Source organism: Mycobacterium arosiense ATCC BAA-1401 = DSM 45069 (assembly GCF_002086125.1).
Lineage (GTDB): Bacteria > Actinomycetota > Actinomycetes > Mycobacteriales > Mycobacteriaceae > Mycobacterium > Mycobacterium arosiense.
Genome location: NZ_MVHG01000079.1, coordinates 1 through 23,838, shown reverse-complemented (window position 1 = coordinate 23,838; position 23,838 = coordinate 1). Strand labels below are relative to the sequence as shown.

Annotated in this window: 24 protein-coding genes and 3 pseudogenes; 18 read left to right on the top strand and 9 right to left on the bottom strand. The window is 68.1% G+C overall.

Features of this window, described 5'->3' with window-relative positions:
• The 3 genes and pseudogenes from BST14_RS22295 to BST14_RS22285 form a co-directional block, all read right to left on the bottom strand.
• Nucleotides 1-188 (bottom strand): annotated as a pseudogene (locus BST14_RS22295) (LmeA family phospholipid-binding protein); the annotation flags it as partial.
• Entirely contained in the window at nt 185-1,018 is an 834-nt protein-coding gene (locus BST14_RS22290; protein ID WP_083066532.1) for a carbon-nitrogen hydrolase family protein, read from the bottom strand. The pseudogene BST14_RS22295 and the gene BST14_RS22290, both read right to left, overlap by 4 nt.
• A gap of 153 nt (nt 1,019-1,171) precedes the next feature.
• Nucleotides 1,172-1,696, bottom strand: coding sequence for a DUF2505 domain-containing protein (locus tag BST14_RS22285; protein WP_083066531.1), 525 nt, complete (start codon nt 1,694-1,696; stop codon nt 1,172-1,174).
• A gap of 26 nt (nt 1,697-1,722) precedes the next feature.
• On the opposite strand from BST14_RS22285, the gene BST14_RS22280 reads away from it, so the two are divergent.
• Nucleotides 1,723-2,829, top strand: coding sequence for a UDP-N-acetylmuramate dehydrogenase (locus BST14_RS22280; protein ID WP_083066530.1), 1,107 nt, complete (start codon nt 1,723-1,725; stop codon nt 2,827-2,829).
• A 19-nt stretch (nt 2,830-2,848) separates the two neighbouring features.
• Nucleotides 2,849-4,237, top strand: a complete 1,389-nt coding sequence (locus BST14_RS22275; protein ID WP_142279542.1) for a L,D-transpeptidase — start codon at nt 2,849-2,851, stop codon at nt 4,235-4,237.
• Here BST14_RS22275 and BST14_RS22270 read toward each other — a convergent pair.
• Nucleotides 4,221-4,970 (bottom strand): SDR family oxidoreductase, encoded by a 750-nt coding sequence (locus BST14_RS22270; RefSeq protein WP_083066528.1) that lies wholly within the window; start codon nt 4,968-4,970, stop codon nt 4,221-4,223. The genes BST14_RS22275 and BST14_RS22270 overlap by 17 nt on opposite strands.
• A gap of 263 nt (nt 4,971-5,233) precedes the next feature.
• On the opposite strand from BST14_RS22270, the gene BST14_RS22260 reads away from it, so the two are divergent.
• The 6 genes and pseudogenes from BST14_RS22260 (at nt 5,234) to regX (ending at nt 11,460) form a co-directional block, all read left to right on the top strand.
• Entirely contained in the window at nt 5,234-6,484 is a 1,251-nt protein-coding gene (locus BST14_RS22260) for an ROK family protein (RefSeq protein ID WP_438502198.1), read from the top strand.
• A gap of 61 nt (nt 6,485-6,545) precedes the next feature.
• A complete protein-coding gene (mshA, locus tag BST14_RS22255) occupies nt 6,546-7,820 on the top strand; it encodes a D-inositol-3-phosphate glycosyltransferase (RefSeq protein WP_083066526.1) in 1,275 nt (424 codons plus the stop codon).
• A 73-nt stretch (nt 7,821-7,893) separates the two neighbouring features.
• Nucleotides 7,894-8,434 (top strand): annotated as a pseudogene (locus BST14_RS22250) (type III secretion system chaperone family protein); the annotation flags it as partial.
• Nucleotides 8,435-8,542: 108 nt separating this feature from the next.
• The gene (locus BST14_RS22245) at nt 8,543-9,292 is read left to right on the top strand and encodes a phosphoglyceromutase (protein ID WP_083066524.1); all 750 of its coding nucleotides are present in this window, start codon (nt 8,543-8,545) and stop codon (nt 9,290-9,292) included.
• A gap of 152 nt (nt 9,293-9,444) precedes the next feature.
• Nucleotides 9,445-10,674: a sensor histidine kinase gene (locus tag BST14_RS22240; protein WP_142279541.1), complete on the top strand. Its 1,230-nt coding sequence runs from the start codon at nt 9,445-9,447 to the stop codon at nt 10,672-10,674.
• A 102-nt stretch (nt 10,675-10,776) separates the two neighbouring features.
• On the top strand, nt 10,777-11,460 hold the full coding sequence (regX, locus tag BST14_RS22230; RefSeq protein ID WP_007768263.1) for a two-component sensory transduction protein RegX: 684 nt from the start codon (nt 10,777-10,779) through the stop codon (nt 11,458-11,460).
• A 66-nt stretch (nt 11,461-11,526) separates the two neighbouring features.
• On the opposite strand, the pseudogene BST14_RS31610 reads toward regX, so the two are convergent.
• Both BST14_RS31610 and BST14_RS22220 read right to left on the bottom strand, forming a co-directional pair.
• Nucleotides 11,527-12,472 (bottom strand): annotated as a pseudogene (locus BST14_RS31610) (tocopherol cyclase family protein).
• 43 nt (nt 12,473-12,515) lie between these two features.
• Nucleotides 12,516-13,310, bottom strand: coding sequence for a DUF3109 family protein (locus BST14_RS22220; RefSeq protein WP_083066521.1), 795 nt, complete (start codon nt 13,308-13,310; stop codon nt 12,516-12,518).
• Between the two features lie 96 nt (nt 13,311-13,406).
• On the opposite strand from BST14_RS22220, the gene BST14_RS22215 reads away from it, so the two are divergent.
• The 9 genes from BST14_RS22215 (at nt 13,407) to BST14_RS22175 (ending at nt 20,929) form a co-directional block, all read left to right on the top strand.
• Entirely contained in the window at nt 13,407-14,423 is a 1,017-nt protein-coding gene (locus BST14_RS22215) for a Ppx/GppA family phosphatase (RefSeq protein WP_083066520.1), read from the top strand.
• Nucleotides 14,420-15,403, top strand: coding sequence for an Rv0497 family membrane protein (locus BST14_RS22210; protein WP_083066519.1), 984 nt, complete (start codon nt 14,420-14,422; stop codon nt 15,401-15,403). Before BST14_RS22215 ends, BST14_RS22210 begins: the two co-directional genes overlap by 4 nt.
• A gap of 15 nt (nt 15,404-15,418) precedes the next feature.
• Nucleotides 15,419-16,261, top strand: coding sequence for a sugar phosphate isomerase/epimerase family protein (locus BST14_RS22205; RefSeq protein ID WP_083066518.1), 843 nt, complete (start codon nt 15,419-15,421; stop codon nt 16,259-16,261).
• 14 nt (nt 16,262-16,275) lie between these two features.
• Complete coding sequence (locus tag BST14_RS22200) at nt 16,276-17,130, top strand: thioesterase family protein (protein WP_083066517.1); 855 nt, start codon at nt 16,276-16,278, stop codon at nt 17,128-17,130.
• Between the two features lie 27 nt (nt 17,131-17,157).
• Nucleotides 17,158-18,033, top strand: a complete 876-nt coding sequence (proC, locus tag BST14_RS22195; protein ID WP_211280783.1) for a pyrroline-5-carboxylate reductase — start codon at nt 17,158-17,160, stop codon at nt 18,031-18,033.
• 138 nt (nt 18,034-18,171) lie between these two features.
• Nucleotides 18,172-18,429 carry a cell division/environmental response transcriptional regulator gene (locus BST14_RS22190; RefSeq protein ID WP_040629292.1) on the top strand — a complete coding sequence of 86 codons (258 nt, stop codon included), beginning with the start codon at nt 18,172-18,174 and terminating at the stop codon, nt 18,427-18,429.
• Between the two features lie 146 nt (nt 18,430-18,575).
• The gene (locus BST14_RS22185) at nt 18,576-18,677 is read left to right on the top strand and encodes a 30S ribosomal protein bS22 (protein WP_003402602.1); all 102 of its coding nucleotides are present in this window, start codon (nt 18,576-18,578) and stop codon (nt 18,675-18,677) included.
• Nucleotides 18,678-18,728: 51 nt separating this feature from the next.
• Entirely contained in the window at nt 18,729-19,856 is a 1,128-nt protein-coding gene (locus BST14_RS22180; RefSeq protein WP_083066515.1) for an SDR family oxidoreductase, read from the top strand.
• Nucleotides 19,838-20,929: a lysophospholipid acyltransferase family protein gene (locus BST14_RS22175; RefSeq protein ID WP_211280782.1), complete on the top strand. Its 1,092-nt coding sequence runs from the start codon at nt 19,838-19,840 to the stop codon at nt 20,927-20,929. The genes BST14_RS22180 and BST14_RS22175 overlap by 19 nt, the downstream gene beginning before the upstream one ends.
• A gap of 61 nt (nt 20,930-20,990) precedes the next feature.
• Here the strand turns inward: BST14_RS22175 and BST14_RS22170 are convergent, their stop codons facing one another.
• Genes BST14_RS22170 through BST14_RS22160 form a run of 3 tightly spaced genes read right to left on the bottom strand, consistent with a single transcriptional unit; the run spans nt 20,991 to nt 23,394 of the window.
• The gene (locus tag BST14_RS22170; RefSeq protein ID WP_083066513.1) at nt 20,991-21,920 is read right to left on the bottom strand and encodes a cyclopropane mycolic acid synthase family methyltransferase; all 930 of its coding nucleotides are present in this window, start codon (nt 21,918-21,920) and stop codon (nt 20,991-20,993) included.
• On the bottom strand, nt 21,921-22,442 hold the full coding sequence (locus tag BST14_RS22165) for an FAS1-like dehydratase domain-containing protein (RefSeq protein WP_083066512.1): 522 nt from the start codon (nt 22,440-22,442) through the stop codon (nt 21,921-21,923).
• Between the two features lie 43 nt (nt 22,443-22,485).
• Nucleotides 22,486-23,394 carry an HAD family hydrolase gene (locus BST14_RS22160; RefSeq protein ID WP_083066511.1) on the bottom strand — a complete coding sequence of 303 codons (909 nt, stop codon included), beginning with the start codon at nt 23,392-23,394 and terminating at the stop codon, nt 22,486-22,488.
• Nucleotides 23,395-23,660: 266 nt separating this feature from the next.
• On the opposite strand from BST14_RS22160, the gene BST14_RS31760 reads away from it, so the two are divergent.
• On the top strand, nt 23,661-23,838 hold a 178-nt coding region (locus tag BST14_RS31760), incomplete at its 3' end, for a transposase (RefSeq protein WP_142279208.1).

The window sequence follows — 23,838 nt, the reverse complement described above, 5'->3', positions numbered from 1 at the left end:
GTGCCGAATCGCTCGGTCTGACCCGGCTGGGGACCGGGCGCGGGCGGGGGCGGGGGCACATAGCCCGGCCCGCCGGTGTTGATCCGCTCGGTCGGCCGCTCGGTGGGCGGTTGACCGAAAGGCCCCTGGTTGGAGGGACGGGCCCACTTCGACGGGTCCGGGTTCGGTGGTCCTTGTGGGTTCGTCACCCGACCGATTCTGCCCTATCAACCTGAGCGAAGTCCGAGAGGTTGTGCAGGACCGCGATGCTCTTGCGGGCCTCGGCGACCCGGTCGATGTCAATGTCGGCCACGACCAGCTGCGGTTGCGAGCCGGCCGACGCGACAACTTCACCGAAGGGGGAGACCACCAGGCTGCCGCCGACTCCGGTCGGTGCCCCCGATTCGGACCCGTGCGCGGCTCCAGGATCGGCCTGGCCGGCCGCCGCGACGTAGCTCATCGAATCGAGGGCGCGGGCGCGGGCCAGCAGCGTCCACTGGTCGAGTTTGCCGGGACCCGCGCCCCAAGACGCGCACACGGCGATCACCTGGGCGCCGCGGCGGGCCAGCTCGGTGTACAGCGCCGGGAAACGAACGTCGTAACAGACGGTCAGCCCGACCCGGATGCCGTCGACCGTGATCACCACCGGGTCGTGTCCCGGGGCGACCGTGCGCGATTCGGTGAAGCCGAAGGCGTCGTAGAGGTGGATCTTGTCGTAGTGGGCGTCCGGCCGGCCGGGGTCGTCCAGGCCGGCCGCGCTCAGCGTGTTTTTCACCCGCCCGTCACCGGATGGCGTGAACATGCCGGCGACCACGGCGATGTCGGCGTCGGCCGCGATGCGGCGCACCCCGTCAGCCCAGGGCCCGTCCACCGGCTCGGCGACCGGCCCCAGCGGTACTCCGAACCGGCACATGGTTGCCTCCGGGAAGACCACCAGCTTCGCGCCCGCGTCGGCGGCCCGGCGGCTGTATTCGCCGACCAGCTGCAGGTTTGCTGCCGGCTCGGTGCCGCTGAGGATCTGCGCCAAGGCGATTCGCATGACCGCCAGCTTAGGCCCGGCGACGATGCGGGCCGCGCCGCGGCGCGAGGAGGAGCCGGGCGATCCAGCTTAACCCCGGCGACGATGCGGGCCGCGCCGCGGCGCGAGGAGGAGCCGGGCGATCCAGCTTAACCCCGGCGACGATCGAAAGCCTCAGGCCGTTTTGGCGATCCACTCCGTGGTGAAGCGCTGTTCGGCGGCGACCAGTTCGGCCAGCCGGGTGCCGATGAAGTTCTCCAACTTCCCCCCGATGATCGGGACGCGCACCTGGACGGTGGCGCGAAACGTCAGGCGGGAGCCGCCGGCCTCTTCGATGGGCTCCAGGACGGCGGTGCCGGCGAGGTTCACCGGCGCATTCACGATCGAACCCACCACCGACCCGGTCGCCGCCCCGCCGGTGACCGGGCCCCACGTCTCCGCGCGCCGGATGCGCAGGTCACCGCTGTGCAACTGCGTGACCATGCCCGGCAGCTTGTCGCTGCGGATCACCTGCAACGTGACGACCTCGACGGTATCCTCGTCCCCGGACTCGCCGCCGACCCGCATCGACTCCAGGGTGGCGACGTCGACACCGGACCCGGCCAGCCTGGCCCGCCAGTAATCCTCATCGGTGAAGGCGCGATGAACCTCGTCTACACTGCCGTCGTAGTCGGCCGACAAGTCGAATGAACGCGGCATAGCAGGTCAGGCTACCGTTACGGGCCATGAAATCCAGCGGTGCCGGTTCGGAGTTCGCCGGCGCGGCGGTGGCCGACGCGGCGCCACTGGCGCCACTGACCACCCTGCGGGTCGGACCCACCGCGCGCCGCCTGATCACCTGCACCACCAGCGAGCAGGTGATCGTCACGTTGCGGCAGCTGGACGCCGAAACCGCGGGCGGGCGACGCGACCCGGTGCTGATCTTCGCCGGCGGCTCCAACCTGGTGATCTCCGACGACCTGACCGACCTGACCGCGGTGCGGCTGGCCAATGACGGCGTCACCGTCGAGGGCAACCTGGTCCGCGCCCAGGCGGGCGCGGTGTGGGACGACGTCGTGGTCACCGCGATCGAGCACGGCCTCGGCGGGCTGGAGTGCCTGTCCGGCATCCCCGGCTCGGCCGGGGCCACCCCGGTGCAGAACGTCGGGGCCTACGGCACCGAGGTCGCCGACACCATCACCCGCGTCCGGGTGCTCGACCGCGCCAGCGGGCAGGTGCGCTGGGTGCCCGGCGGCGAGCTGGGCTTCGGCTACCGCACCAGTGTGTTCAAACACCGCGGCGCCAGCGGACTCGAAATGCCTTCCGTCGTACTGGAAGTGGAGTTTGCGCTGGACGCGTCCGGGCGCAGTGCGCCATTGCGCTACGGCGAGCTGGCCGCGGAGTTGAAGGTGGCCGCCGGCGAGCGCGCCGACCCGCAGGCCGTCCGCGACGCGGTGCTGGCCCTGCGGGCGCGCAAGGGCATGGTGCTCGACGCGGCCGATCACGACACCTGGAGCGTGGGCTCGTTCTTCACCAACCCGGTGATCGCCCCGGACGCCTACGAGCGGCTGGCCGCCGCCGTCGACGGTCCGGTGCCGAACTATCCCGCGCCCGATGGCGTCAAGCTGGCCGCCGGCTGGCTGGTGGAGCGGGCCGGATTCGGCAAGGGCTACCCGGAGGAGGCAACGGCCCGGTGCCGGTTGTCCACGAAGCACGCGCTGGCGTTGACCAACCGCGGCGGCGCCACCTCTCAGGACGTGATTGCGCTGGCCCGCGCCATCCGCGACGGCGTGCAGGCTGTGTTTGGCATCACATTGGTCCCCGAGCCCGTCCTGCTCGGCTGCAGGCTGTAGCCGCGAATTTCGCCGACGCATGCCCGGTCCGTTTTGTCGTGGCCGGGCTGGCCGGTTTTCCCCGGTATCTTTGATTTTCGTGACCTCGTCCCGCGCCCCGCGGCCGTTCAACCGGCGTGCGGCTCTGGCGACCCTGGGACTGGGTGTGCTGGCCCCCAACGTGTTGGCGGCGTGCGGCGGCACGACCGCCAAACAGGCCGAAAAGAAGGAGCAAGCCGCACCGCAGCTCAAGTTCCAGCCCGCAAATGCGACCGAGAACGTGGTGCCGATCGCCCCGGTCAGCGTCGAGGTGAGCGACGGCTGGTTCCAACACGTCACGTTGTCGAATTCGTCGGGCAAGGCGGTCGCGGGCGTCTTCAATCAGGACCGCACCGTCTACACGACGTCCGAGCCGCTGGGCTACGACCAGACCTACACGTGGAGCGGCTCGGCCGTCGGGCACGACGGCAAGGCGATCCCGGTGGCCGGCAAGTTCACCACTGTGTCTCCCGCCAAGAAGATCGGGGGTGCCTTCCAGCTCGCCGACGGCCAGACCGTGGGCGTCGCGGCACCGATCATCATCCAGTTCGACGCGCCGATCACCGATAAGGCCGCCGTCGAGAAGGCGTTGACCGTCACCACGAACCCGCCGGTCGAGGGCAGCTGGGCCTGGCTGCCCGACGAGGCGCAGGGCGCTCGCGTGCACTACCGCACCCGCGAGTACTACCCGGCCGGCACCACCGTCAACGTCGACGCCAAGTTGTACGGGCTGCCCTTCGGCGACGGCGCCTACGGCGCAGAGGACATCTCGCTGAACATTCAGATCGGCCGCCGGCAGGTGGTGAAGGCCGAGGTTTCGTCGCACCGCATCCAGGTGATCCGTGACGAGGGCGTCGTCATGGACTTCCCATGCAGCTACGGGGAGGCCGACAAGGCGCGCAACGTCACCCGCAACGGCATCCACGTGGTCAGCGAGAAGTACGCCGACTTCTACATGTCCAACCCGGCGGCCGGCTACAGCCACGTGCACGAGCGCTGGGCGGTCCGGATCTCCAACAACGGCGAGTTCATCCACGCCAACCCGGCCAGCGCCGGCGCGCAGGGCAACACCAACGTCACCAACGGCTGCATCAATCTGTCGACGGGCGACGCCGAGCAGTACTTCCAGTCGGCGATGTATGGTGATCCGGTCGAGGTCACGGGCAGCTCGATCCAGCTGTCCTACTCCGACGGCGACATTTGGGACTGGGCCGTGGACTGGGACACCTGGGTGGCCATGTCGGCGCTGCCGCCGCCGACTGCGCGCCCGCCGTCGACGCAGATCCCGGTCACCGCGCCGGTCACGCCGTCCAACGCGCCGACCCTGTCGGGCACTCCGACCACGTCGACGTCGCCGGCCGGCACCGGTCCGGCTACCCCTGGCGGTTAAACCGGGAGGCGGTCGCCTGGTCGCGCGGTCTCATCACGATCAGGTCCAGGTCGACGTGCGACGGCCGCGAGGCGACGAATCCGATCACCTCGGCCACATCGTCGGCCACCAGTGGGGTGATGCCGGTGTAGACGGCCTCCGCGCGTTGTCGGTCGCCGTCGAATCGGACCAACGAGAATTCCGTTTCGACCGCGCCGGGTGCGATCTCGGTCAGGCGAACTGGCTTGCCCAATAGCTCGCCGCGCAGCGTGCGGTGTAGCGCCCCCTGGCCGTGTTTGGCCGCCGTGTATCCGGCGCCGCCGTCGTAAACCTCAAGTGCCGCAACGGAAGTGACGGTGATGATCAGCCCGTCGCCGGAGTCGATCAGCTTGGGCAACAGTGCGCGGGTGACCCGCAGTGTGCCGATGACGTTGGTCTCCCACATCCATCGCCAGTGCTCGAGGTCGGCGTCGGCGACCGGCGCCAGTCCCCGGGCGCCGCCGGCGTTGTTGACCAGGACATCGACGCGGTCCACTTTGCTCGCCAATGTTTCAACCGCCGCCTCATCTGTGACATCGGCCACAATCGCGGTACCGCCGATTTCACTGGCCAGGGCTTGAATTCGATCCTCTCGACGCGCCACCGCGACGACGTGAAAGCCCTGCGCAGCCAGGGTTCGGGCGGTTGCTGCGCCGATCCCTGAGCTGGCCCCGGTGATTACTGCGACTCGTTCATTCCTGCCAGTTTTAACCATCGAAACAACCTTAATGAACGTGCTAGATTTTGCGTGTGCTCCTCGGCGCCCTGTCCAACACCACTACCACCGCGTGTCTTTGCGCGGCGGGTGCGTGTTGTTGCTGCGCACTTTGCCGCTCCTGACCCAGCCAGGTGTGGCCAAGACGGCCAGCAAAACTCGGACAACTAAGGACGCTCGTGCGCACGAATACTCTCACCCATACCCATCGTTCGCCCAGTCGTGCCGTTGGGCACCTCCCGGGCCAAAAGAGCAACCGCTCGGTGCGCCGGCAGATCGTGCCGCCGGCGCTGAACGTCCCCGACTCGGCGGCGGCCTCCGTCTTCCGGGCCGTCCGGCTGCGGGGCCCCGTCGGCCGCGACGTCATCGCCGGCGTCACCTCGCTGAGCATCGCCACCGTCAACCGTCAGGTCATCGCGCTCCTGGAAGCCGGCCTGCTGCGGGAACGTGCCGACCTGGCCGTCTCCGGTGCGATCGGCCGCCCGCGCGTCCCGGTCGAGGTCAACCACGAACCGTTCGTGACCCTGGGCATCCACATCGGCGCCCGGACCACCAGCATCGTGGCCACCGACCTGTTCGGCCGCACGCTCGACACGGTCGAAACCTTGACACCGCGCAGCCCAGCCGGGCCCGCCCTGGCGACGCTGGCCGACAGCGCCCGCCGCTACCTGCGGCGCTGGCATCGCCGCCGGCCGCTGTGGGTGGGGGTCGCCATCGGTGGCACCGTCGACGGCGCCACCGGCCAGGTGGACCACCCGCGGCTGGGCTGGCGGCAGGCGCCGGTCGGGCAGGTGCTCGCCGATGCCTTGGGCCTGCCCGTGTCGGTGGCCTCGCACGTCGACGCCATGGCCGGTGCCGAGCTGCTCCTGGGCATGCGGCGATTCCTGCCGAGCTCGCCGACCAGCTTGTACGTCTACGCCCGCGAGACCGTGGGTTACGCGCTGGTGATCGGCGGGCGGGTGCACGTGCCGGCAAGCGGCCCGGGCACCATCGCGACCCTGCCGGCGCAGTCCGAACTGCTCGGTGGCACCGGCCAGCTCGAGTCCACCGTCAGCGACGAAGCCGTCGTGGGCATCGCCCGCCAGCAGCGCATCCTGCCGTTCGCCCCGACCAACCGGGCCAGCGGGCCCGCCGCGGGCATCTCGGATCTGCTGCGGGTAGCCCGCGCGGGCAACGAGCAGGCCAAGGCCCTGCTCGCCGAGCGGGGCCGCGTGCTCGGCGAGGCGGTGGCGTTGCTGCGCGACATGCTCAACCCCGACGAACTAGTGGTCGGCGGCCAGGCTTTCACCGAGTACCCCGAGGCGATGGAGCAGGTGCAGGCGGCGTTTTTGGAACGCTCCGTGCTCGGCCCCCGCGACATCCGCCTCACCGCCTTCGGCAACCGGGTGCAGGAGGCCGGCGCGGGAACCGTCTCGCTGTCGGGGCTCTACGCCGACCCGCTGGGCGCGATGCGGCGCGCCGGGGCGCTCGATGCCGGGCTGCACGACGTGACTCGCGACGAGTCGTCCGCCTGACACGACCGGTGTGTCCAGCGCGCTTGGGCTGGCCGACGAACCATCCTGTAAAGATGACAGGGTGCGCCACGATGACGTTTTCCGGCTGAACGAACCGCGCCGGGTCGCAGTGTTGGCGGTCCATACCTCACCGCTGGCCCAGCCCGGCACCGGCGACGCCGGCGGCATGAACGTCTACGTGCTGCAAACCGCGTTGCACCTGGCGCGACGGGGCATCGAGGTAGAGATCTTCACGCGGGCGACCGCCTCCGCCGACCCGCCGGCCGAGCGGGTGGCGCCCGGTGTGCTGGTCCGCAACGTGGTGGCGGGCCCCTTCGAGGGCCTGGACAAATACGACCTGCCCACCCAGCTGTGCGCGTTCGCGGCCGGGGTGTTGCGCGCCGAGGCGTCGCACGAGCCGGGCCATTACGACATCGTGCATTCGCACTACTGGTTGTCCGGGCAGGTCGGTTGGCTGGCCCGCGACCGCTGGGCGGTGCCGCTGGTGCACACCGCGCACACCCTGGCCGCGGTCAAGAACGCGGCGCTCGCGCAAGGGGATTCGCCCGAACCGCCGCTGCGCACGGTCGGCGAGCAGCAGGTCGTCGACGAGGCGGACCGGTTGATCGTCAACACCGATGACGAAGCCAGGCAGCTGATCTCGATCCACGACGCCGACCCGGCCAGGATCGATGTCGTCCATCCCGGGGTGGACCTCGATATGTTCCGCCCGGGCGATCGCACGGCAGCCCGAGCCGCGCTCGGGCTGCCGCTCGAGGAAGACATCGTGGCGTTCGTCGGCCGGATCCAGCCGCTGAAGGCGCCCGACATTGTGTTGCGCGCCGCCGCGAACCTGCCCGGGGTTCGCATCGTGGTGGCCGGCGGACCTTCGGGTAGCGGCCTGGCCTCTCCGGACGGATTGGTCCGGTTGGCCGACGAACTCGGCATCACCGAACGCGTGACTTTCCTGCCCCCGCAGTCGCGCACGAATCTGGCCACGCTATTCCAGGCTGCCAATGTGGTTGCCGTGCCGAGTTATTCGGAGTCATTCGGGCTGGTCGCCCTCGAGGCGCAGGCGTGTGGGACGCCGGTGGCCGCGGCCGCGGTCGGCGGACTGCCGGTGGCCGTGCGCGACGGGGTGACTGGCACGCTGGTGGCCGGCCACGACGTCGGGCGATGGGCTAACGCGCTGGACCGGCTGCTGCGTTTGCCTGCGCCGCAGGCCGACGCGATGGGCCGGGCGGCCGCCACGCACGCGGCCGCGTTCTCCTGGGATCACACCACCGACGCGCTGTTGGCCAGCTATCGGCGCGCGATCCGCGAGTACATCACCGAGCGCCGCGGGGTGGGCGCATGACGCGCGCCGGTGACGATGCAGCGGGGGCACCTCCCGCTTGCGGGGGACGAAGCGATGAAAAGGAGCGGCGCTCATGAGCCCAGCGGTGAGCCAGGTGATCGAGGATGCCCTGCAGGCCAGTGGGCTGAGTTACTCGAAACATGTTGGGGCACATGGCGGTCTGCCCGGACTGGTGGTGGAACTGCCCGGCGAGCGCAAGCTGAAGACCAACACCATCCTGAGCGTGGGCGAGCATTCGGTGCGGGTCGAGGCCTTCGTGTGCCGCAAGCCCGACGAGAACCACGAAGGCGTCTACCGCTTCTTGCTCAAGCGCAATCGCCGCCTCTACGGCGTGGCCTACACGCTCGACAAGGTCGGGGACATCTATCTGGTGGGGCGCATGTCGCTGGCTTCGGTGGACGCCGACGAGCTCGACCGGGTGCTCGGCCAGGTGCTCGAAGCGGTCGATTCGGACTTCAATACGTTGCTGGAGTTGGGGTTTCGCTCGTCGATCCAGAAGGAGTGGGACTGGCGGGTGTCTCGCGGTGAGTCGCTGAAGAACCTGGAGGCGTTCGCCCACTTGATCGACGACGACGAAGACGACGATGCAGAGCGCGAAGCGCGATGAGGAGGAGTCGAGCATCGGGTCACGAAGACGACGATGCAGAGCGCGAAGCGCGATGAGGAGGAGTCGAGCATCGGGTCACGAAGACGACGAATAGGGTCGTGAGAGACTGACCGGCATGGGTGATACCGCCACGCTGGTACTGCTTCGCCACGGCGAAAGCGAATGGAATTCGCTGAACCTCTTCACCGGCTGGGTCGATGTCGGCCTCACCGATAAGGGCCGGACGGAGGCCGTGCGCAGCGGCGAGCTGCTGATCGAGAACAACCTGTTGCCCGACATCCTCTACACGTCGCTGCTGCGCCGGGCCATCTCCACCGCGCACCTCGCGCTGGACGCCGCCGACCGGTTGTGGATCCCGGTGCGGCGCACCTGGCGGCTCAACGAACGCCATTACGGGGCGCTGCAAGGGCTGGACAAGGCCGAGACGAAGGCCCGCTACGGCGACGAACAGTTCATGGCCTGGCGGCGCAGCTACGACACGCCGCCCCCGCCCATCGAGAAGGGCAGCCGCTACAGCCAGGACACCGATCCCCGCTACGCCGACATCGGCGGCGGCCCGCTCACCGAGTGCCTGGCCGACGTGGTCGTGCGCTTCCTGCCGTACTACACCGACGTCATCGTCCCGGACCTGCGCAGCGGCAAGACGGTGCTGATCGTGGCGCACGGCAACTCGCTGCGGGCCCTGGTCAAGCACCTCGATCAGGTGTCCGACGAGGAGATCGCCGGACTGAACATCCCGACCGGCATCCCGCTGCGCTACGACCTCGACGCCGACCTGCGTCCCGTGGTTCCCGGCGGCACCTATCTGGACCCGGAGGCGGCCGCCGCCGGCGCCGCCGCCGTTGCCAGCCAGGGCCACGGCTGACGCCGGCACACGCGCCGCCGCGCGAGATAAAGACCATTTAGCCAAACATCGCGTGAACGGGAGCGGAACACCTGTTGCGCAAGGTGTGACTTGTCCGATTTTGGCCTCGTTGCGCTAGGGCAGCGTTCAGGAAGATTTGTAGGATTTGCTATGTGACTGTGTTCTCGGCACTGTTGCTGGCCGGGGTTTTGTCCGCGCTGGCGCTGGCCGCGGGTGTGCTGGTCGGGACCCGGCTGTCACCGCGGGCGGTGCAGCGCCGCCAGCGGGTCGGCACCGAATGGACCGGGATCACCGTCGCGCAGATGCTGCAACGCATCGTGGCGTTGATGCCGCTGGGCGCGGCGGTGGTCGACGCCCATCGCGACGTCGTCTACCTCAATGAACGGGCCAAGGAGCTGGGCCTGGTGCGCGACCGTCAACTCGATGACCAGGCCTGGGAGGCGGCGCAGCAGGCCCTGACCGGCGTCGACGTCGAATTCGACCTGCGGCCCTCGAAACGCTCGGGCGGCCGGTCGGGGCTGTCGGTGCACGGGCAGGCGCGGTTGCTCAGCGAAGAAGACCGCCGGTTCGCGGTGGTCTTCGCCCACGATCAGTCCGATTACGCGCGGATGGAGGCGACCCGGCGCGACTTCGTGGCCAACGTCAGCCACGAGCTCAAGACGCCGGTGGGCGCCATGGCCCTGCTCGCCGAGGCCCTGCTGGCGTCGTCCGACGACTCCGAGACGGTGCGGCGGTTCGCCGAGAAGGTGCTCGTCGAGGCCAACCGGCTGGGCGACATGGTCGCCGAACTGATCGAGTTGTCCCGGCTGCAGGGCGCCGAACGGCTGCCCAATGTCATCGAGGTCGACGTGGACAAGGTTGTGGGCGAAGCGATTTCGCGACACAAGGTGGCGGCCGACAACGCAGACATCGAGGTCCGCACGGACGCGCCCAGTGGTTTGCGGGTGCTGGGTGACGAAACTCTGTTGGTCACCGCGTTGGCCAACCTGGTGTCCAACGCCATCGCCTATTCGCCGCCGGGTTCGCCGGTGTCGATCAGCCGCCGCCGCCGTGGGGAGAACATCGAGATCGCGGTGACCGACCGCGGCATCGGGATCGCCCTGGAAGACCAGGAGCGGGTTTTCGAGCGGTTCTTTCGCGGGGACAAGGCCCGCTCGCGCGCCACGGGCGGCAGCGGGCTGGGTCTGGCCATTGTCAAGCACGTCGCGGCCAACCATAACGGCAGCATCGGCGTGTGGAGCAAGCCGGGAACCGGATCGACGTTCACTCTTTCCATCCCGGCGGCCAAGGCGTCTCATCGAGGCGATGGTGAATCCGAGCAGTCGCAGGGCCGCGACATGCGGCCCAACCGCTCACAACGAGAGGAAGAACTAAGTCGATGACCCGCGCGTATGACGATGCAGAGCGTAGCGATGAGGAGGAATCGCGCCGATGACCCGCGCGTATGACGATGCAGAGCGTAGCGATGAGGAGGAATCGCGCCGATGACCAGTGTGCTGATCGTGGAGGACGAGGAGTCGCTGGCCGATCCGCTGGCGTTTCTGCTCCGCAAGGAAGGCTTCGAGGCCACGGTGGTGACGGACGGTTCGGCCGCGCTTGCCGAGTTCGATCGGGGCGGCGCCGACATCGTGCTGCTCGACCTGATGCTGCCCGGGATGTCGGGTACCGACGTCTGCAAGCAGCTGCGCGCGCGGTCCAGCGTGCCGGTGATCATGGTGACCGCCCGCGACAGTGAGATCGACAAGGTCGTCGGCCTCGAGCTCGGAGCCGACGACTATGTGACCAAGCCGTATTCGGCGCGTGAGCTGATCGCGCGCATCCGCGCGGTTCTGCGCCGCGGCGGTGACGACGATTCCGAGATCAGCGATGGCGTGCTCGAGTCCGGCCCGGTCAGGATGGACGTCGAACGCCACGTGGTCTCGGTGAACGGCGACACGATCACCTTGCCGCTCAAGGAGTTTGACCTTCTCGAGTATCTGATGCGCAACAGCGGCCGGGTGTTGACCCGCGGCCAGTTGATCGACCGGGTGTGGGGCGCCGACTATGTCGGTGACACCAAGACGCTCGACGTCCACGTCAAGCGGCTGCGGTCCAAGATCGAGGCCGACCCGGCCAATCCGGTACACCTGGTGACGGTGCGCGGGCTGGGCTACAAGCTCGAGGGTTAACCCGAAAACCACAGCGGCGCTGGCCGATTCGGCGACCAAGCTCGACGATGAATCCCGGGACCGGCGTCACGTCGAGATTCTCTCGTTGATCTCGGGCGCTTGGTCCCCGCGCAGGCCCACCTCGGCGTGCCCGAGCACCGACCAGCGCCGGTGACCGATTTCGACGTGGATTTCCGCCCGCTCGGTGTTGGTGCACACCGCGGTGCCGCCGTCGGGATCGGTGTAGCCCAGGCTCACGCACCGGTCCGGCGGCTGGTCGACGCTGATGAGCACCCGCTTACCCGCGATGCGGCCCGCCAGCTGCCAGCGTCGCGCATCGAGCCCGGTCCGCATCGCCAGCGATGGCAAAAGACTTGCGGGCCAATCCTTTCCGCCGAGCCGAAAGCGGACGAAGGCCAGCGGTGCCAGCCTGCGCAGTACCGGCTTGTGCGACACCGCGGTCACCACCTCGAGGACGTCGCCGCCACCGAGGTCGGCGTGGAGCCACCCCCAGCGTCTGGCATTGCCGTGTCCGTAGATGTGGGCGACGGCGCCGCGCCAACCCGCAATGGGCGCCGCGGCCGCCGCCCACGGTCAGCGACCCGGTGAAGTCGGCGGTGGGGGCCAGCACGACCTGGGCGCCGGGCAGCAGCTCGCGCTCCCACGTCAGGCGGGGGAACGTCCACAGCGGACGAGCGGTGTCCGCCCAGGACAGGTCCCACGCCAGCGATCCGGCCCGTCCGGTCAGCCGCCCGTCGGCCACACGCGCCCCGGCGGCGCTGAACCAGTCGGCGCCTGCGGCGGGCCGGGCGGGCTCGGGACCGAACCGTTGCGTGTTGGGTGAACCCTCGGGGAGAAATCGGGTGACCCAGCCGTGCGCGTAGGGGGCGCCCCGCACGGGAGCGACCGTCTCGCAATGAATCCACAACCCCGCGCCGGTGGCTGGGTCGGAGAGGGTGGCGTACCAGACTTCGAGGCGACCCGCCTTGCCCCGCCACCGCGGAGCCGCGGCCGATCGCTTTTCGTCGTCCATTGCTTGCTCTCCGTGACCTGCCGGCGCAGCCGGACCGGTGCGGCTACTCGGCGATGCGAGTGGCCGGGTGCACCGCGATGAGCCCTAACTTGCTGCGGCGCTTGCACATTGCCGCCAGTTCCGAGTAGGCCTTGGCGCCCAGCAGCTCGGTGAGCTCGCCGGCCAAGCTTTCCCATACCTGCTTGGCGCCGACGTGGGCTGCCGGATCGCCGGTGCAGTACCAGTGCAGGTCGGCGCCGCCGGAACCCCAACCGCGGCGGTCGTATTCGGTGACCCACGTCTTGAGGATCTCGGTGCCGTCGGGCCGGGTCACCCACTCCTGGCTGCGACGGATCGGCAGCTGCCAGCAGACGTCGGGCTTCATGGTCAGCGGCGGCACGCCCAGCTTGAGGGCCTTGCTGTGCAGCGCGCAGCCGACGCCGCCCGGAAAGCCCGGCCGGTTCAGGAAGATGCACGCGTCTTTGTGTTTGCGGGTGCGGTACTGCGGTTGGCCGTCGTGCTCGTCGAGCTCCAGATAACCCTTGCGGCCCAACCCTTTTTCGCGGAACTGCCAGTCGGCGTCGGTCAGCTTCTGCACCGCGTCGTCCAGGCGGGCGCGGTCGTCGTCGTCGGACAGGAACGCACCGTGCGAGCAGCACCCGTCGTCCGGGCGGCCCTCCACGGTGCCCCGGCAGGCCGGAGTGCCGAACACGCAGGTCCACCGGGACAGCAGCCAGGTCAGGTCCGCCGCGATCAGGTGTTCAGGATTGTCGGGGTCGTAGAACTCCACCCATTCGCGGGCGAAATCCAGTTCGACCTCTTGTCCCGGTTCGGGGTGCGAATTCGCCACGCAGTCCACGTTAGACCACGATTCGGGCCATCCGAGCCGCTGACACTCGGCCCGTTAGCCGGGTCGCGCAAAGCACCGCTTCTGCGGCTTCGTTAGGTTGTTTACGTGCGATTGGGCGTTCTGGACGTGGGCAGCAACACGGTGCATCTGCTGGTGGTCGACGCCCATCGGGGCGGTCACCCGACGCCGATGAGTTCGACGAAGGCCACACTGCGTCTGGCCGAGGCCACCGACAGCGCCGGCAAGATCACCAAACGCGGCGCCGAGAAACTGATCTCGACGATCGACGAATTCGCCAAGATCGCCGACAGTTCGGGCTGCGCGGAGCTGATGGCCTTCGCCACCTCCGCGGTCCGCGACGCGGGCAACTCTGACGACGTGCTGAGCCGGGTGCGCAAGGAGACCGGCGTGGAATTGCGGGTGCTGACCGGGGTCGACGAGTCGCGGCTGACCTTTTTGGCGGTGCGCCGGTGGTACGGGTGGAGCGCGGGCCGCATCATCAACCTCGACATCGGCGGCGGTTCGCTGGAGATGTCCAGCGGCGTGGACGAGGAGCCCGAGGTGGCGTTGTCGCTGCCGCTGGGCGCGGGGCGGCTGACCCGCGAGTGGCTGCCTGACGACCCGCCGGGCCGACGCCGGGTGGCGATGCTGCGCGACTGGCTGGACGCCGAGCTCGCCGAAACCAGCGTGAAGATCCTCGAGGCGGGTAGCCCCGACCTGACCGTGGCGACATCGAAGACTTTCCGGTCGCTGGCACGCCTCACCGGCGCGGCGCCGTCGGGCGCCGGACCGCGGGTCAAAAGGACGCTCACAGCAAACGGCCTCAGGCAACTCATATCTTTCATCTCTAGGATGACGACCGCCGACCGGGCAGAACTGGAAGGAGTGAGCGCCGAGCGGGCGCCGCAGATCGTTGCGGGTGCGCTGGTGGCGGAGGCGAGCATGCGAGCGCTGTCGATCGAATCGGTGGATATTTGCCCGTGGGCATTACGGGAAGGTCTCATCTTGCGCAAACTGGACAGCGAAGCCGACGGATCGGCCCTCATGGACCCTTCGGTGCGCAATGCTGGAGGTCAGGTAGTTGATCGGAATCAGAACCGATCGAGAGGCGACAAACCATGACCGGACCGCACTCCGAGACCGAGAGCCCCGGCACTCGGCCCATCTCGGTGGCCGAATTGCTGGCCAGAAACGGAACCATCGGCGCCCCGGCAGTCACCCGGCGGCGCCGCCGTCGGCGCGGCGACAGCGACGCGGTGACCGTCGCCGAACTGACCGGCGAAATCCCGGTGGTCCGCGATGACGACGAGGCCGGCCGCGGCGTCACCGACACTGTTGACGTTGCCGAGCCGGTCCCGGCCGAACCCGCGGCCCGCGACGTCGTCGCCGAGCCGGTAACCGACGACGAGCCCAAAGCTCCCTACTGGTCGGAGCCCGAGCCGCGCTGGCCCAAGTCACCGCCGCAGCCCAAGCGGGCACCGGGACCCGAGCGCAGCGAATATCCACGGCCGTTGCCCGAGGCCCGCCGGCCCGGCGCGTCCCGCAACGGCACCGGGCAGCCGGGGCAAGCATCCGGGGCCGAGGGCATGAGCCCCGACCCCATGGACCACTACGCCGACGTCCCGGTGGACGTCATGGACTCCGACGTGCGCGAGGCCGAACCTACGCTGGAGGACTCCGCCTACGTGCGGTCGTTTTTGCGGTCCGGGGATGCCGAGCTGGACGAGGACGAGGACGCCGAGGGATCGCTGCGCGCCGGGGTGCTGGGCGAGCCGGACGTCGATGAGGACGGGCACGCGGACGCGGACCTGGATGTTTACCCCGAGCACGGCAGATTCGACGCGGTGTGGCGCGGCGGCGTGGTCGTGCTGCAGTCGATGCTGGCCGTGGCGTTCGGCGGCGGGTTGTTTGTGGCTTTCGACCAGCTGTGGCGGTGGAACAGTCTGGTAGCGCTGGTGTTGTCGGTGCTGGTCATCCTGGGCCTGGTGGCCGGGGTGCGCGTGGTGCGCAAAACCGAGGACATCGCCAGCACGTTGATCGCGGTCGCGGTGGGTGCGCTGATCACGCTGGGGCCCTTGGCGCTGTCATTGCAATCGGGTTAGCGGCAACCGTAGACAGTGCGCCCAGCCATCAAAGTCGGCCTTTCCACGGCTTCGGTGTACCCGTTGCGGGCCGAGGCCGCCTTCGAATACGCGGCCCGGCTCGGCTACGACGGGGTCGAGTTGATGGTGTGGGCCGAGTCGGTCAGCCAGGACGTGGCCGCCGTCAAGAAGCTGTCGCGGCGCTACCGCGTCCCGGTGCTGTCCGTGCACGCGCCCTGCCTGCTGATCTCGCAGCGGGTGTGGGGCGCCAACCCGGTGCCCAAGCTTGATCGCAGCGTGCGCGCCGCCGAACAACTGGGCGCGCAGACGGTGGTCGTGCACCCGCCGTTTCGCTGGCAGCGGCGCTATGCCGAGGGTTTCACCGAGCAGGTGGCGTCGCTGGAAGCCTCCAGCGACGTGCTCGTCGCGGTGGAGAACATGTTCCCGTTTCGGGCGGACCGGTTGTTCGGGGCCGGCCAGTCGCTGGAACGAATGCGCAAACGCGGCGGCGGGCCCGGCCCGGCGATTTCGGCGTTCGCGCCCTCCTACGACCCGCTCGACGGCAACCACGCGCACTACACGCTGGATTTGTCCCATACCGCGACCGCGGGCACCGACTCGCTGGACATGGCCCAGCGGATGGGAGCCGGCCTGGTCCACCTGCACCTGTGCGACGGCAACGGTCTGCCCGCCGACGAGCACTTGGTGCCCGGCCGTGGCTCCCAACCCACCGCCGAGGTGTGCCAGATGCTGGCCGCCAGCCAGTTTGCGGGACACGTCATCCTGGAAGTGTCGACATCCGGCGCGCGTTCAGCCAATGAGCGCGAGACCATGCTTGCCGAGTCGCTGCAGTTCGCCCGCACGCACCTGCTGCGCTGACACACCAGGAGACCATGAACGCGTTATTCACCACCGCAATGGCATTGCGGGAGGTCGGGTCCGGCGTCTTTGAGGGCGAACTCGACAAGCGCTGGACCATCGGTCCCAAGGTGCACGGCGGCGCGATGCTGGCGCTGTGCGCCAACGCCGCCCGCACCGCCTGCGGCGGCCAGTCGGCCGGCCTCGAGCCGTCCCAGCAGCCGGTCCTCGAACCGGTCGCCGTGTCGGCGAGCTATTTGTGGGCTCCCGATCCGGGGCAGGTGCAGCTGGTGACGTCGATCCGCAAGCGGGGCCGGCGGATCAGCGTCGTCGACGTCGAGCTGAATCAGGGCGACCGCACCGCCGTGCACGCCGTGGTCAACCTGGGCGAGCCCGAGCATTATCCGCCCGACGGTGCGGCCAGGCCGCTGCTGTCGGCCAACCCGGTGGCCGACCTGATGGCGCCCGAACCCCCGGACGACATCGAGCCGATCGGGCCCGGGCATCCGCTGGCCGGCCTCGTGCACCTGGGGGAGGGCTGCGACGTGCGGCCGGTGCTGTCGACCATGCGGCCCCGCAGCGACGGGCGCCCGCCGGTGATCCAGATGTGGGCGCGCCCCCGCGGGGTGGCCCCGGACGCACTGTTTGCGCTCATGTGCGGTGATCTGTCGGCGCCGGTGACGTTCGCCGTGGACCGCACCGGCTGGGCCCCCACGATCCAGCTGACGGCGTTTCTGCGCGGCCTGCCGGCCGACGGCTGGCTGCGCATCGTCGCGACGTGCACCGAGATCGGGCACGACTGGTTCGACGAGGACCACACCGTCGTCGACAGCCTGGGCCGGCTGGTGGTGCAGGCCCGCCAGCTGGCGTTGGTCCCTGCCGCTCGCTAGCGGGCGATGTCTGCGATGCTGTCCGGCATGGCAAGAATCGCGATCATCGGTGGCGGCAGCATCGGGGAGGCACTGCTGTCGGGTCTGCTGCGGGCGGGCCGGCAGGTCAAAGACCTGGTCGTGGTCGAGCGGGTCCCCGAGCGCGCCAGGTACCTGGCCGACACCTATTCGGTGCTGATCAGCGCGGTGGCCGACGCGGTGGAGAACGCGTCATTCGTGGTGGTCGCGGTCAAGCCCGCCGACGTCGAGTCGGTGATGGCCGAGATCGCCCGCGCGGCCGGCGCCGCCGAGAGCGACACCGCCGAGCAGGTGTTCGTCACCGTCGCGGCCGGGATCACCATCAGCTATTTCGAGTCGAAGCTGCCGGCCGGGACGCCGGTGGTGCGGGCCATGCCCAACGCCGCGGCCCTGGTCGGCGCCGGGGTCACGGCCCTGGCCAAGGGGAGGTTCGTCACCGCGCCACAGCTCGAGGGCGTCTCGGCCCTGTTCGATTCGGTCGGCGGGGTATTGAGCGTCGCGGAGGGCCAGATGGACGCCGTCACCGCGTTGTCGGGGTCCGGCCCGGCGTATTTCTTCCTGCTGGTTGAGGCCCTCATCGACGCCGGCGTCGCGGCGGGTCTGAGCCGCGAGGTGGCCGCCGATCTGACCGTGCAGACCATGGCCGGCTCGGCCGCAATGCTGCTGGAACGCATGGATGCCGATCGGCGGCTGGGCGAGGCCGAGGGGCCGGGGCTGCGGGTGGACGCCACGGCAACGCAGTTGAAGGCGACGATCACATCGCCCGGCGGTACCACCGCGGCCGCCCTGCGTGAGCTGGAACGAGGGGGCCTGCGGGCGGCCGTCGACGCGGCCGTTCAAGCCGCAAAAATGCGCTCTGAGCAGCTAAGAATTACATCAGAGTAATCCAAGTTTTTTGAACTGATTGTCCCCCACCAGTACCAGTAACCCCATTAGTCCCGCTATTCTCCTCTTGTAAGCACGTGTGGGTGCCAGCGGAGGGGAAGCCGCTGGCATGCACGTGCCTGACACGATTGGGTTGCGATGACGTCTAGTAACGGGCCATCAGCGCGAGATGCTGCAGGTAAGCCACGGGACGCCAGTTCCGTTGACAGCCAGCAGGGCAGGACGCAGTTTCTCACCGTCGCCGAGGTGGCGGCGTTGATGCGGGTCTCCAAGATGACGGTCTACCGATTGGTGCATAACGGCGAGCTGCCCGCGGTCCGGGTGGGCCGGTCCTTCCGGGTGCACGCCAAGGCCGTCCACGACATGCTCGAGACGTCGTACTTCGACGCCGGCTGACCTGAAACGGTGCCGCTCGCGGGCGGCACCAAGGCTCCGCCGTCGCGCGGCGATCGGCCGACGCCGGTTTGGTGTTCGGTGCGCTACGCCGGGTAAAGTGTCCGGGTCCAATCTTTGAAGCAGGCCACGGTCAGATAGCGGAGTTCATGGGTTCAGTAATCAAGAAGCGGCGCAAGCGTATGTCGAAGAAGAAGCACCGCAAGCTGCTGCGTCGCACCCGGGTGCAGCGCAGGAAACTCGGCAAGTAACCCCGTTTGCGGCAAAGTGCCGCCATCTCGCCTGGCCGCTAGGCTGTTCGGGTGGATCCGTCGAATGGGGAGAAGACCGGGCCTGGCGACACCGCCGGCAACACGGTGCATTACCCCAAAATCGTCCTGGTCACAGGTGCCTGCCGGTTCCTGGGCGGCTACCTGACGGCCCGGCTCGCGCAGAACCCGATGATCAAAGGGGTCATCGCGGTGGATGCGATAGCCCCGAGCAAGGACATGCTTCGCCGGATGGGGCGCGCCGAGTTCGTCCGCGCCGACATTCGAAATCCCTTCATAGCCAAGGTGATTCGCAACGGCGACGTCGACACGGTGGTGCACGCGGCGGCGGCCTCTTACGCGCCGCGAGCCGGCGGTACCGCGGCGTTGAAAGAGATCAACGTGATGGGCGCCATGCAGTTGTTCGCGGCCTGTCAGAAGGCGCCGTCGGTGCGCCGGGTGGTGCTCAAGTCGACGTCGGAGGTGTACGGGTCGAGCGCGCACGATCCGGTGATGTTCACCGAGGACAGCACCAGCCGCCGCCCCTTCCGCGCCGGCTTCGCCAAGGACAGTCTCGACATCGAGGCCTACGCGCGCGGTTTGGGACGGCGCCGGCCCGACATCGCGGTGACGATCCTGCGGCTGGCCAACATGATCGGCCCGGCGATGGACACGACGCTGTCGCGTTATCTGGCCGGGCCTTTGGTGCCCACGATGTTCGGCCGCGACGCGCGATTGCAGCTGCTGCACGAGCAGGACGCGCTGGGCGCGCTGGAGCGTGCGGCCATGGCCGGCAAAGCGGGAACGTTCAACATCGGGGCCGACGGCATTATCATGCTGTCGCAGGCGATCCGGCGGGCCGGCCGGATTCCTTTGCCCGTACCGGGTTTCGGCGTCTGGGCCCTGGATTCTTTACGGCGCGCAAATCGTTACAACGAGATCAGTCGGGATCAGTTTGATTACTTGAGTTATGGCCGCGTCATGGATACCAGCCGAATGCGCTCAGAACTTGGCTTCCAGCCGAAATGGACGACGGCAGAAGCCTTTGACGACTATGTTCGCGGCCGAAGCCTAACTCCCATTATCGACCCACATCGGGTACGCTCCTGGGAAGGTCGCGCCATATCCCTAGCCCAGCGCTGGGGTAGCCGAAATCCAATTCCGTGGGGTGGAGTCAGGTAGGTATCGTGGCGGGTGAAATAAGAGCGAATGTCATTCCACTGCACACTAATCGGGGTCGGGTAGCGGCGCGTCGGAGAGCCGATCAACGCGCAGATTCAACTCGCCAACATCCTTCATTACTTTCGGATCCGAACGGTCGCGCGTCGGCCGAGCAGATCGCTGCGGTAGTCCGCGAAATCGACGAACACCGCCGCGCCGCCGCGAGCGCGTCGTCCGCCGAGGCACCGCTGAACGATTTGGCGCAGCGCGTCGCCGCCGTTGCCGGATTCCTGCGCCAGCGCTTCACCGGTGACTACAGCGTCGACGAGTTCGGCTTCGACCCGCACTTCAACAGCGCGATCGTGCTGCCGTTGCTGCGGCTGTTCTTCCGGAACTGGTTCCGGGTCGAGGTGAGCGGGATCGAGAATTTGCCGGCCGACGGCGCCGCCCTGGTGGTCGCCAACCACGCCGGCGTGCTGCCGTTCGACGGGTTGATGCTGTCCGTGGCCGTGCACGACGAACACCCCGCGCACCGCGAGCTGCGACTGCTCGCCGCCGACATGGTGTTCGACCTGCCGGTGGTCGGCGCGGCGGCCCGCAAGGCCGGCCACACCATGGCCTGCACGACGGACGCGCACCGGTTGCTCGCCGCCGGCGAGCTCACCGCCGTCTTCCCGGAGGGCTACAAGGGGCTGGGCAAGCGCTTCGAGGACCGTTACCGGCTGCAGCGATTCGGCCGCGGCGGATTCGTGACGGCGGCGCTGCGGACCAAAGCGCCGATCATTCCCTGCTCGATCATCGGGTCCGAGGAGATCTACCCGATGCTCACCGACGTCAAGCTACTGGCACGGCTGTTCGGGCTGCCGTATTTCCCGATCACCCCGCTGTTCCCGCTGGCCGGCCCCGTGGGCTTGGTGCCACTGCCGTCGAAATGGCACATCACGTTCGGTGAACCGATCTACACCAACGACTACGCCGCTTCCGACGCCGACGACCCGATGGTCACCTTCGAGCTGACCGACCAGGTGCGCGAGACCATCCAGCAGACGCTGTACCGGCTGCTCGCCGGTCGTCGCAATATCTTCTTCGGCTGAGCCACGCAAAAGGAAACGCCATCGCAAAGATCCGCGATGGCGTTTTCTTTCAAGAAGGCGACTACTTGACCATGGTGAACTGGCAGACGTTGGTGTAGCCGTCCCGGAATAGGTCCGAACAGCCCCGCAAGTACTTCAAGTAAATGTCGTAGGTCTCCTGCCCCTTCAGGGCGATCGCCTCCTCCTTGTGCGCCTCGAGGGCGTCCGCCCACGCCGTCAGCGTCGGAACATAGTTCTTGCCGATGAAGTGGTGGCGCTCGATCTTGAACCCGGCGTCCGTCGAGTATTTATCGACCAGGTCGACCTGGGGTAGCTTCCCGCCCGGATAAATCTCCTTCAGGATGAAACTGATGAACCGCAGCAGGGTCATGTTCACCTGCAACCCCAGCTTTTTGCCCTCCTCGGCGTTGGGCACCACGATGCTGTGCAGCAGCATCCGGCCGTCGTCGGGTAGCAGGTCGTAGTACTTCTTGAAGAAGGTGGCGTAGCGCTCGTACCCGGCGTCGCCCGCACCGTCGGCGAAGTGCTCGAACGCGCCCAGCGACACGACGCGGTCGATCGGTACGTCACCCGGGAATTCCTCCCAGCCCTGGATCCGCACCTCTTTGCGGCGGGGGCTGTCCAGCTTGTCGAACTCGGCCACGCAGTGGGCGTACTGGTTCTCACTCAGCGTCAGTCCGATGACGTTGACGTCGTACTCGGCCACCGCATGCCGCATGGTCGAACCCCAGCCGCTGCCGATGTCCAGCAGGGTCATGCCGGGCTCGAGGTTGAGCTTGTCCAGAGCTAGCTTGCGCTTGGCGTACTGCGCCTCTTCCAGCGTCTTGGTCAGATTCTGCGGGTCGGGATTCTCGTCGAAGTAGCCGCAGCTGTAGGTCATCGACGGGTCAAGCCACAGCTTGAAGAATTCGTTTGACTTGTCGTAGTGGGAGCGGACCGCCTGGACCGGCGGTTTGAGCTCCGTGCTTGCCGTTTCCCCCTTAGCAGTCATTTACAACGCCCCTAACTTCCCTGCGGATATGGATGCCACCGCCGCGGCGGTAGCTTCGACGTCCTCCTGGTTTGAAGACTCTCCCAACATCGTGACGACACTCGTGACGATCGGCTTTCCATCGGCGTCGGTCACTTCACTTCGGATCTCCGCAAGCACGGTGCCGTGGGACTCGATCACCGAGTCGAGGTAAGTGTCGAAATACAGCCTATCGTGCGCCAAGATCGGCCGGTGGAACTTGAACTTCTGGTCGCGGTGAATGACCCTGGCGATGTTGATCGGGATGCTGAACTTGGTGAAGATCTCCAACTGCACACGGCGCCCGGCGATCGCGAGGAACGTCAGCGGCGCCACCATGTCGGGGTACCCAGCGTTGGCAGATTCACGCTCGTCGAAGTGCGCGGGGTGGTCATCCTTAATCGCCATGGCGAATTCACGGATCTTCTCGCGACCGACCTCGAAGTAATCCGGCGCGCGGTAATGGCTGCCGATGAGTCCTTCGGCTTCCTTGGGGACTGTCATGGCGCTATGCCCTCCGTCGATGGTGTCTGCGCGGCGCAGCCTATCAGCGTGATTGCCGCCGGGAGGCCAGTGCGGCCAGCGCACCACCGGCTGCGCCCAGCGCCAACGCCGACGGCACGCCGATCCGGGCCGCCTTGCGGGCGGTGCGGAAATCGCGGATCTCCCAGCCGCGCTCCCGGGCCAGCGCGCGCAGGCGGGCGTCGGGGTTGATGGCGACAGCCGTCCCTACCAGCGACAGCATGGGCACGTCGTTGTAGCTGTCCGAGTAGGCGGTGCAGCGTTTGAGGTTGAGCCCCTCGCGAATTGCCAGCGACCGCACCGCATGCGCCTTGCCGGTGCCATGCAAGATGTCGCCGACCAGCCTGCCGGTGAAGACGCCGTCGACCGACTCTGCGACCGTGCCCAGCGCACCGGTCAGGCCGAGCCGTCGCGCGATGGTGGCGGCGAGCTCATAGGGCGTCGCGGTGATCAGCCACACCTGCTGGCCGGCGTCTAGATGCATCTGGGTGAGCTCACGAGTACCGGGCCAGATCTTGTCAGCAATGATCTCGTCGTAGATCTCCTCGCCCAGGGCGACCAGCTGTTCGACCGATCGGCCCTCGATGAACGCGAGCGCCTTGCGCCGCCCGGCGGCGACGTCGTTGCTGTTTTCCGTCCCGAGGATCTGAAACTTGGCCTGCGCGTAGATGAATCCGATGACGTCGCGGTAGGTGAAGTAGTTGCGCGTGGCCAGCCCCCGCCCGAAGTGCACGGCGGACGAGCCCTGCACCAGCGTGTTGTCGACGTCGAAGAAGGCTGCCGCGGTGAGGTCGATCGGCGGTTGGGGGCGGTCGTCGGAGGCGCCGGCTTCCTGCATGCCCTCGATCGCGCGGGCGGCGCTGGCGTCCGCGGCCAGTGACTCCGGGTCAACGTAACCGGTGTGGTCTGGGTTGACCGGGTCAGAGGAAGTCATCGCCAAACCTCCTAGATCGCTGTGGTGCCTGGCGACCCAGTGGGTGCCCGATCCCCAACCCTATCGGGCAGATGGCCAGCGGGGCGTTGACGTGTCCCGGGCCGGCGAGCGTGACGCTGACGGCATGACGCATTCGGACTTCGTGACTGGACGGCCCGGTTCGGTCGAGGCGTGGCAGACATGTTGATTCGTCCCTAGCCCATTGCGACGTGGCAACTAGGGCGTGTCTGGCAAAGATTTTGGATGTTGTGCCCGAGGCTTGAGTCATGTCGCGGTTTCAGTTGCTCACCGATGCTCAGTGGTCGTTGATTGAAGATTTGCTTCCGACTCGGACAGGCAAGCGGGGCAGGCCCTTTCAGGATGCCCGCTCGATGGTCGAGGGCATTATTTATCGGTACCGGTGTGGGATCGCCTGGCGAGACGTGCCCGGGGCGTTCGGGCCGT

What these genes read in the sequence shown, in the direction of transcription:
- BST14_RS22290 (WP_083066532.1), bottom strand. Translation starts at nt 1,018, where the DNA reads ATGCGAATCGCCTTGGCGCAGATCCTCAGCGGCACCGAGCCGGCAGCA.
- BST14_RS22285 (WP_083066531.1), bottom strand. Translation starts at nt 1,696, where the DNA reads ATGCCGCGTTCATTCGACTTGTCGGCCGACTACGACGGCAGTGTAGAC.
- BST14_RS22280 (WP_083066530.1), top strand. Translation starts at nt 1,723, where the DNA reads ATGAAATCCAGCGGTGCCGGTTCGGAGTTCGCCGGCGCGGCGGTGGCC.
- BST14_RS22275 (WP_142279542.1), top strand. Translation starts at nt 2,849, where the DNA reads ATGCCCGGTCCGTTTTGTCGTGGCCGGGCTGGCCGGTTTTCCCCGGTA.
- BST14_RS22270 (WP_083066528.1), bottom strand. Translation starts at nt 4,970, where the DNA reads ATGGTTAAAACTGGCAGGAATGAACGAGTCGCAGTAATCACCGGGGCC.
- BST14_RS22245 (WP_083066524.1), top strand. Translation starts at nt 8,543, where the DNA reads ATGGGTGATACCGCCACGCTGGTACTGCTTCGCCACGGCGAAAGCGAA.
- regX (WP_007768263.1), top strand. Translation starts at nt 10,777, where the DNA reads ATGACCAGTGTGCTGATCGTGGAGGACGAGGAGTCGCTGGCCGATCCG.
- BST14_RS22210 (WP_083066519.1), top strand. Translation starts at nt 14,420, where the DNA reads ATGACCGGACCGCACTCCGAGACCGAGAGCCCCGGCACTCGGCCCATC.
- BST14_RS22200 (WP_083066517.1), top strand. Translation starts at nt 16,276, where the DNA reads ATGAACGCGTTATTCACCACCGCAATGGCATTGCGGGAGGTCGGGTCC.
- proC (WP_211280783.1), top strand. Translation starts at nt 17,158, where the DNA reads ATGGCAAGAATCGCGATCATCGGTGGCGGCAGCATCGGGGAGGCACTG.
- BST14_RS22190 (WP_040629292.1), top strand. Translation starts at nt 18,172, where the DNA reads ATGACGTCTAGTAACGGGCCATCAGCGCGAGATGCTGCAGGTAAGCCA.
- BST14_RS22185 (WP_003402602.1), top strand. Translation starts at nt 18,576, where the DNA reads ATGGGTTCAGTAATCAAGAAGCGGCGCAAGCGTATGTCGAAGAAGAAG.
- BST14_RS22170 (WP_083066513.1), bottom strand. Translation starts at nt 21,920, where the DNA reads ATGACTGCTAAGGGGGAAACGGCAAGCACGGAGCTCAAACCGCCGGTC.
- BST14_RS22165 (WP_083066512.1), bottom strand. Translation starts at nt 22,442, where the DNA reads ATGACAGTCCCCAAGGAAGCCGAAGGACTCATCGGCAGCCATTACCGC.
- BST14_RS22160 (WP_083066511.1), bottom strand. Translation starts at nt 23,394, where the DNA reads ATGACTTCCTCTGACCCGGTCAACCCAGACCACACCGGTTACGTTGAC.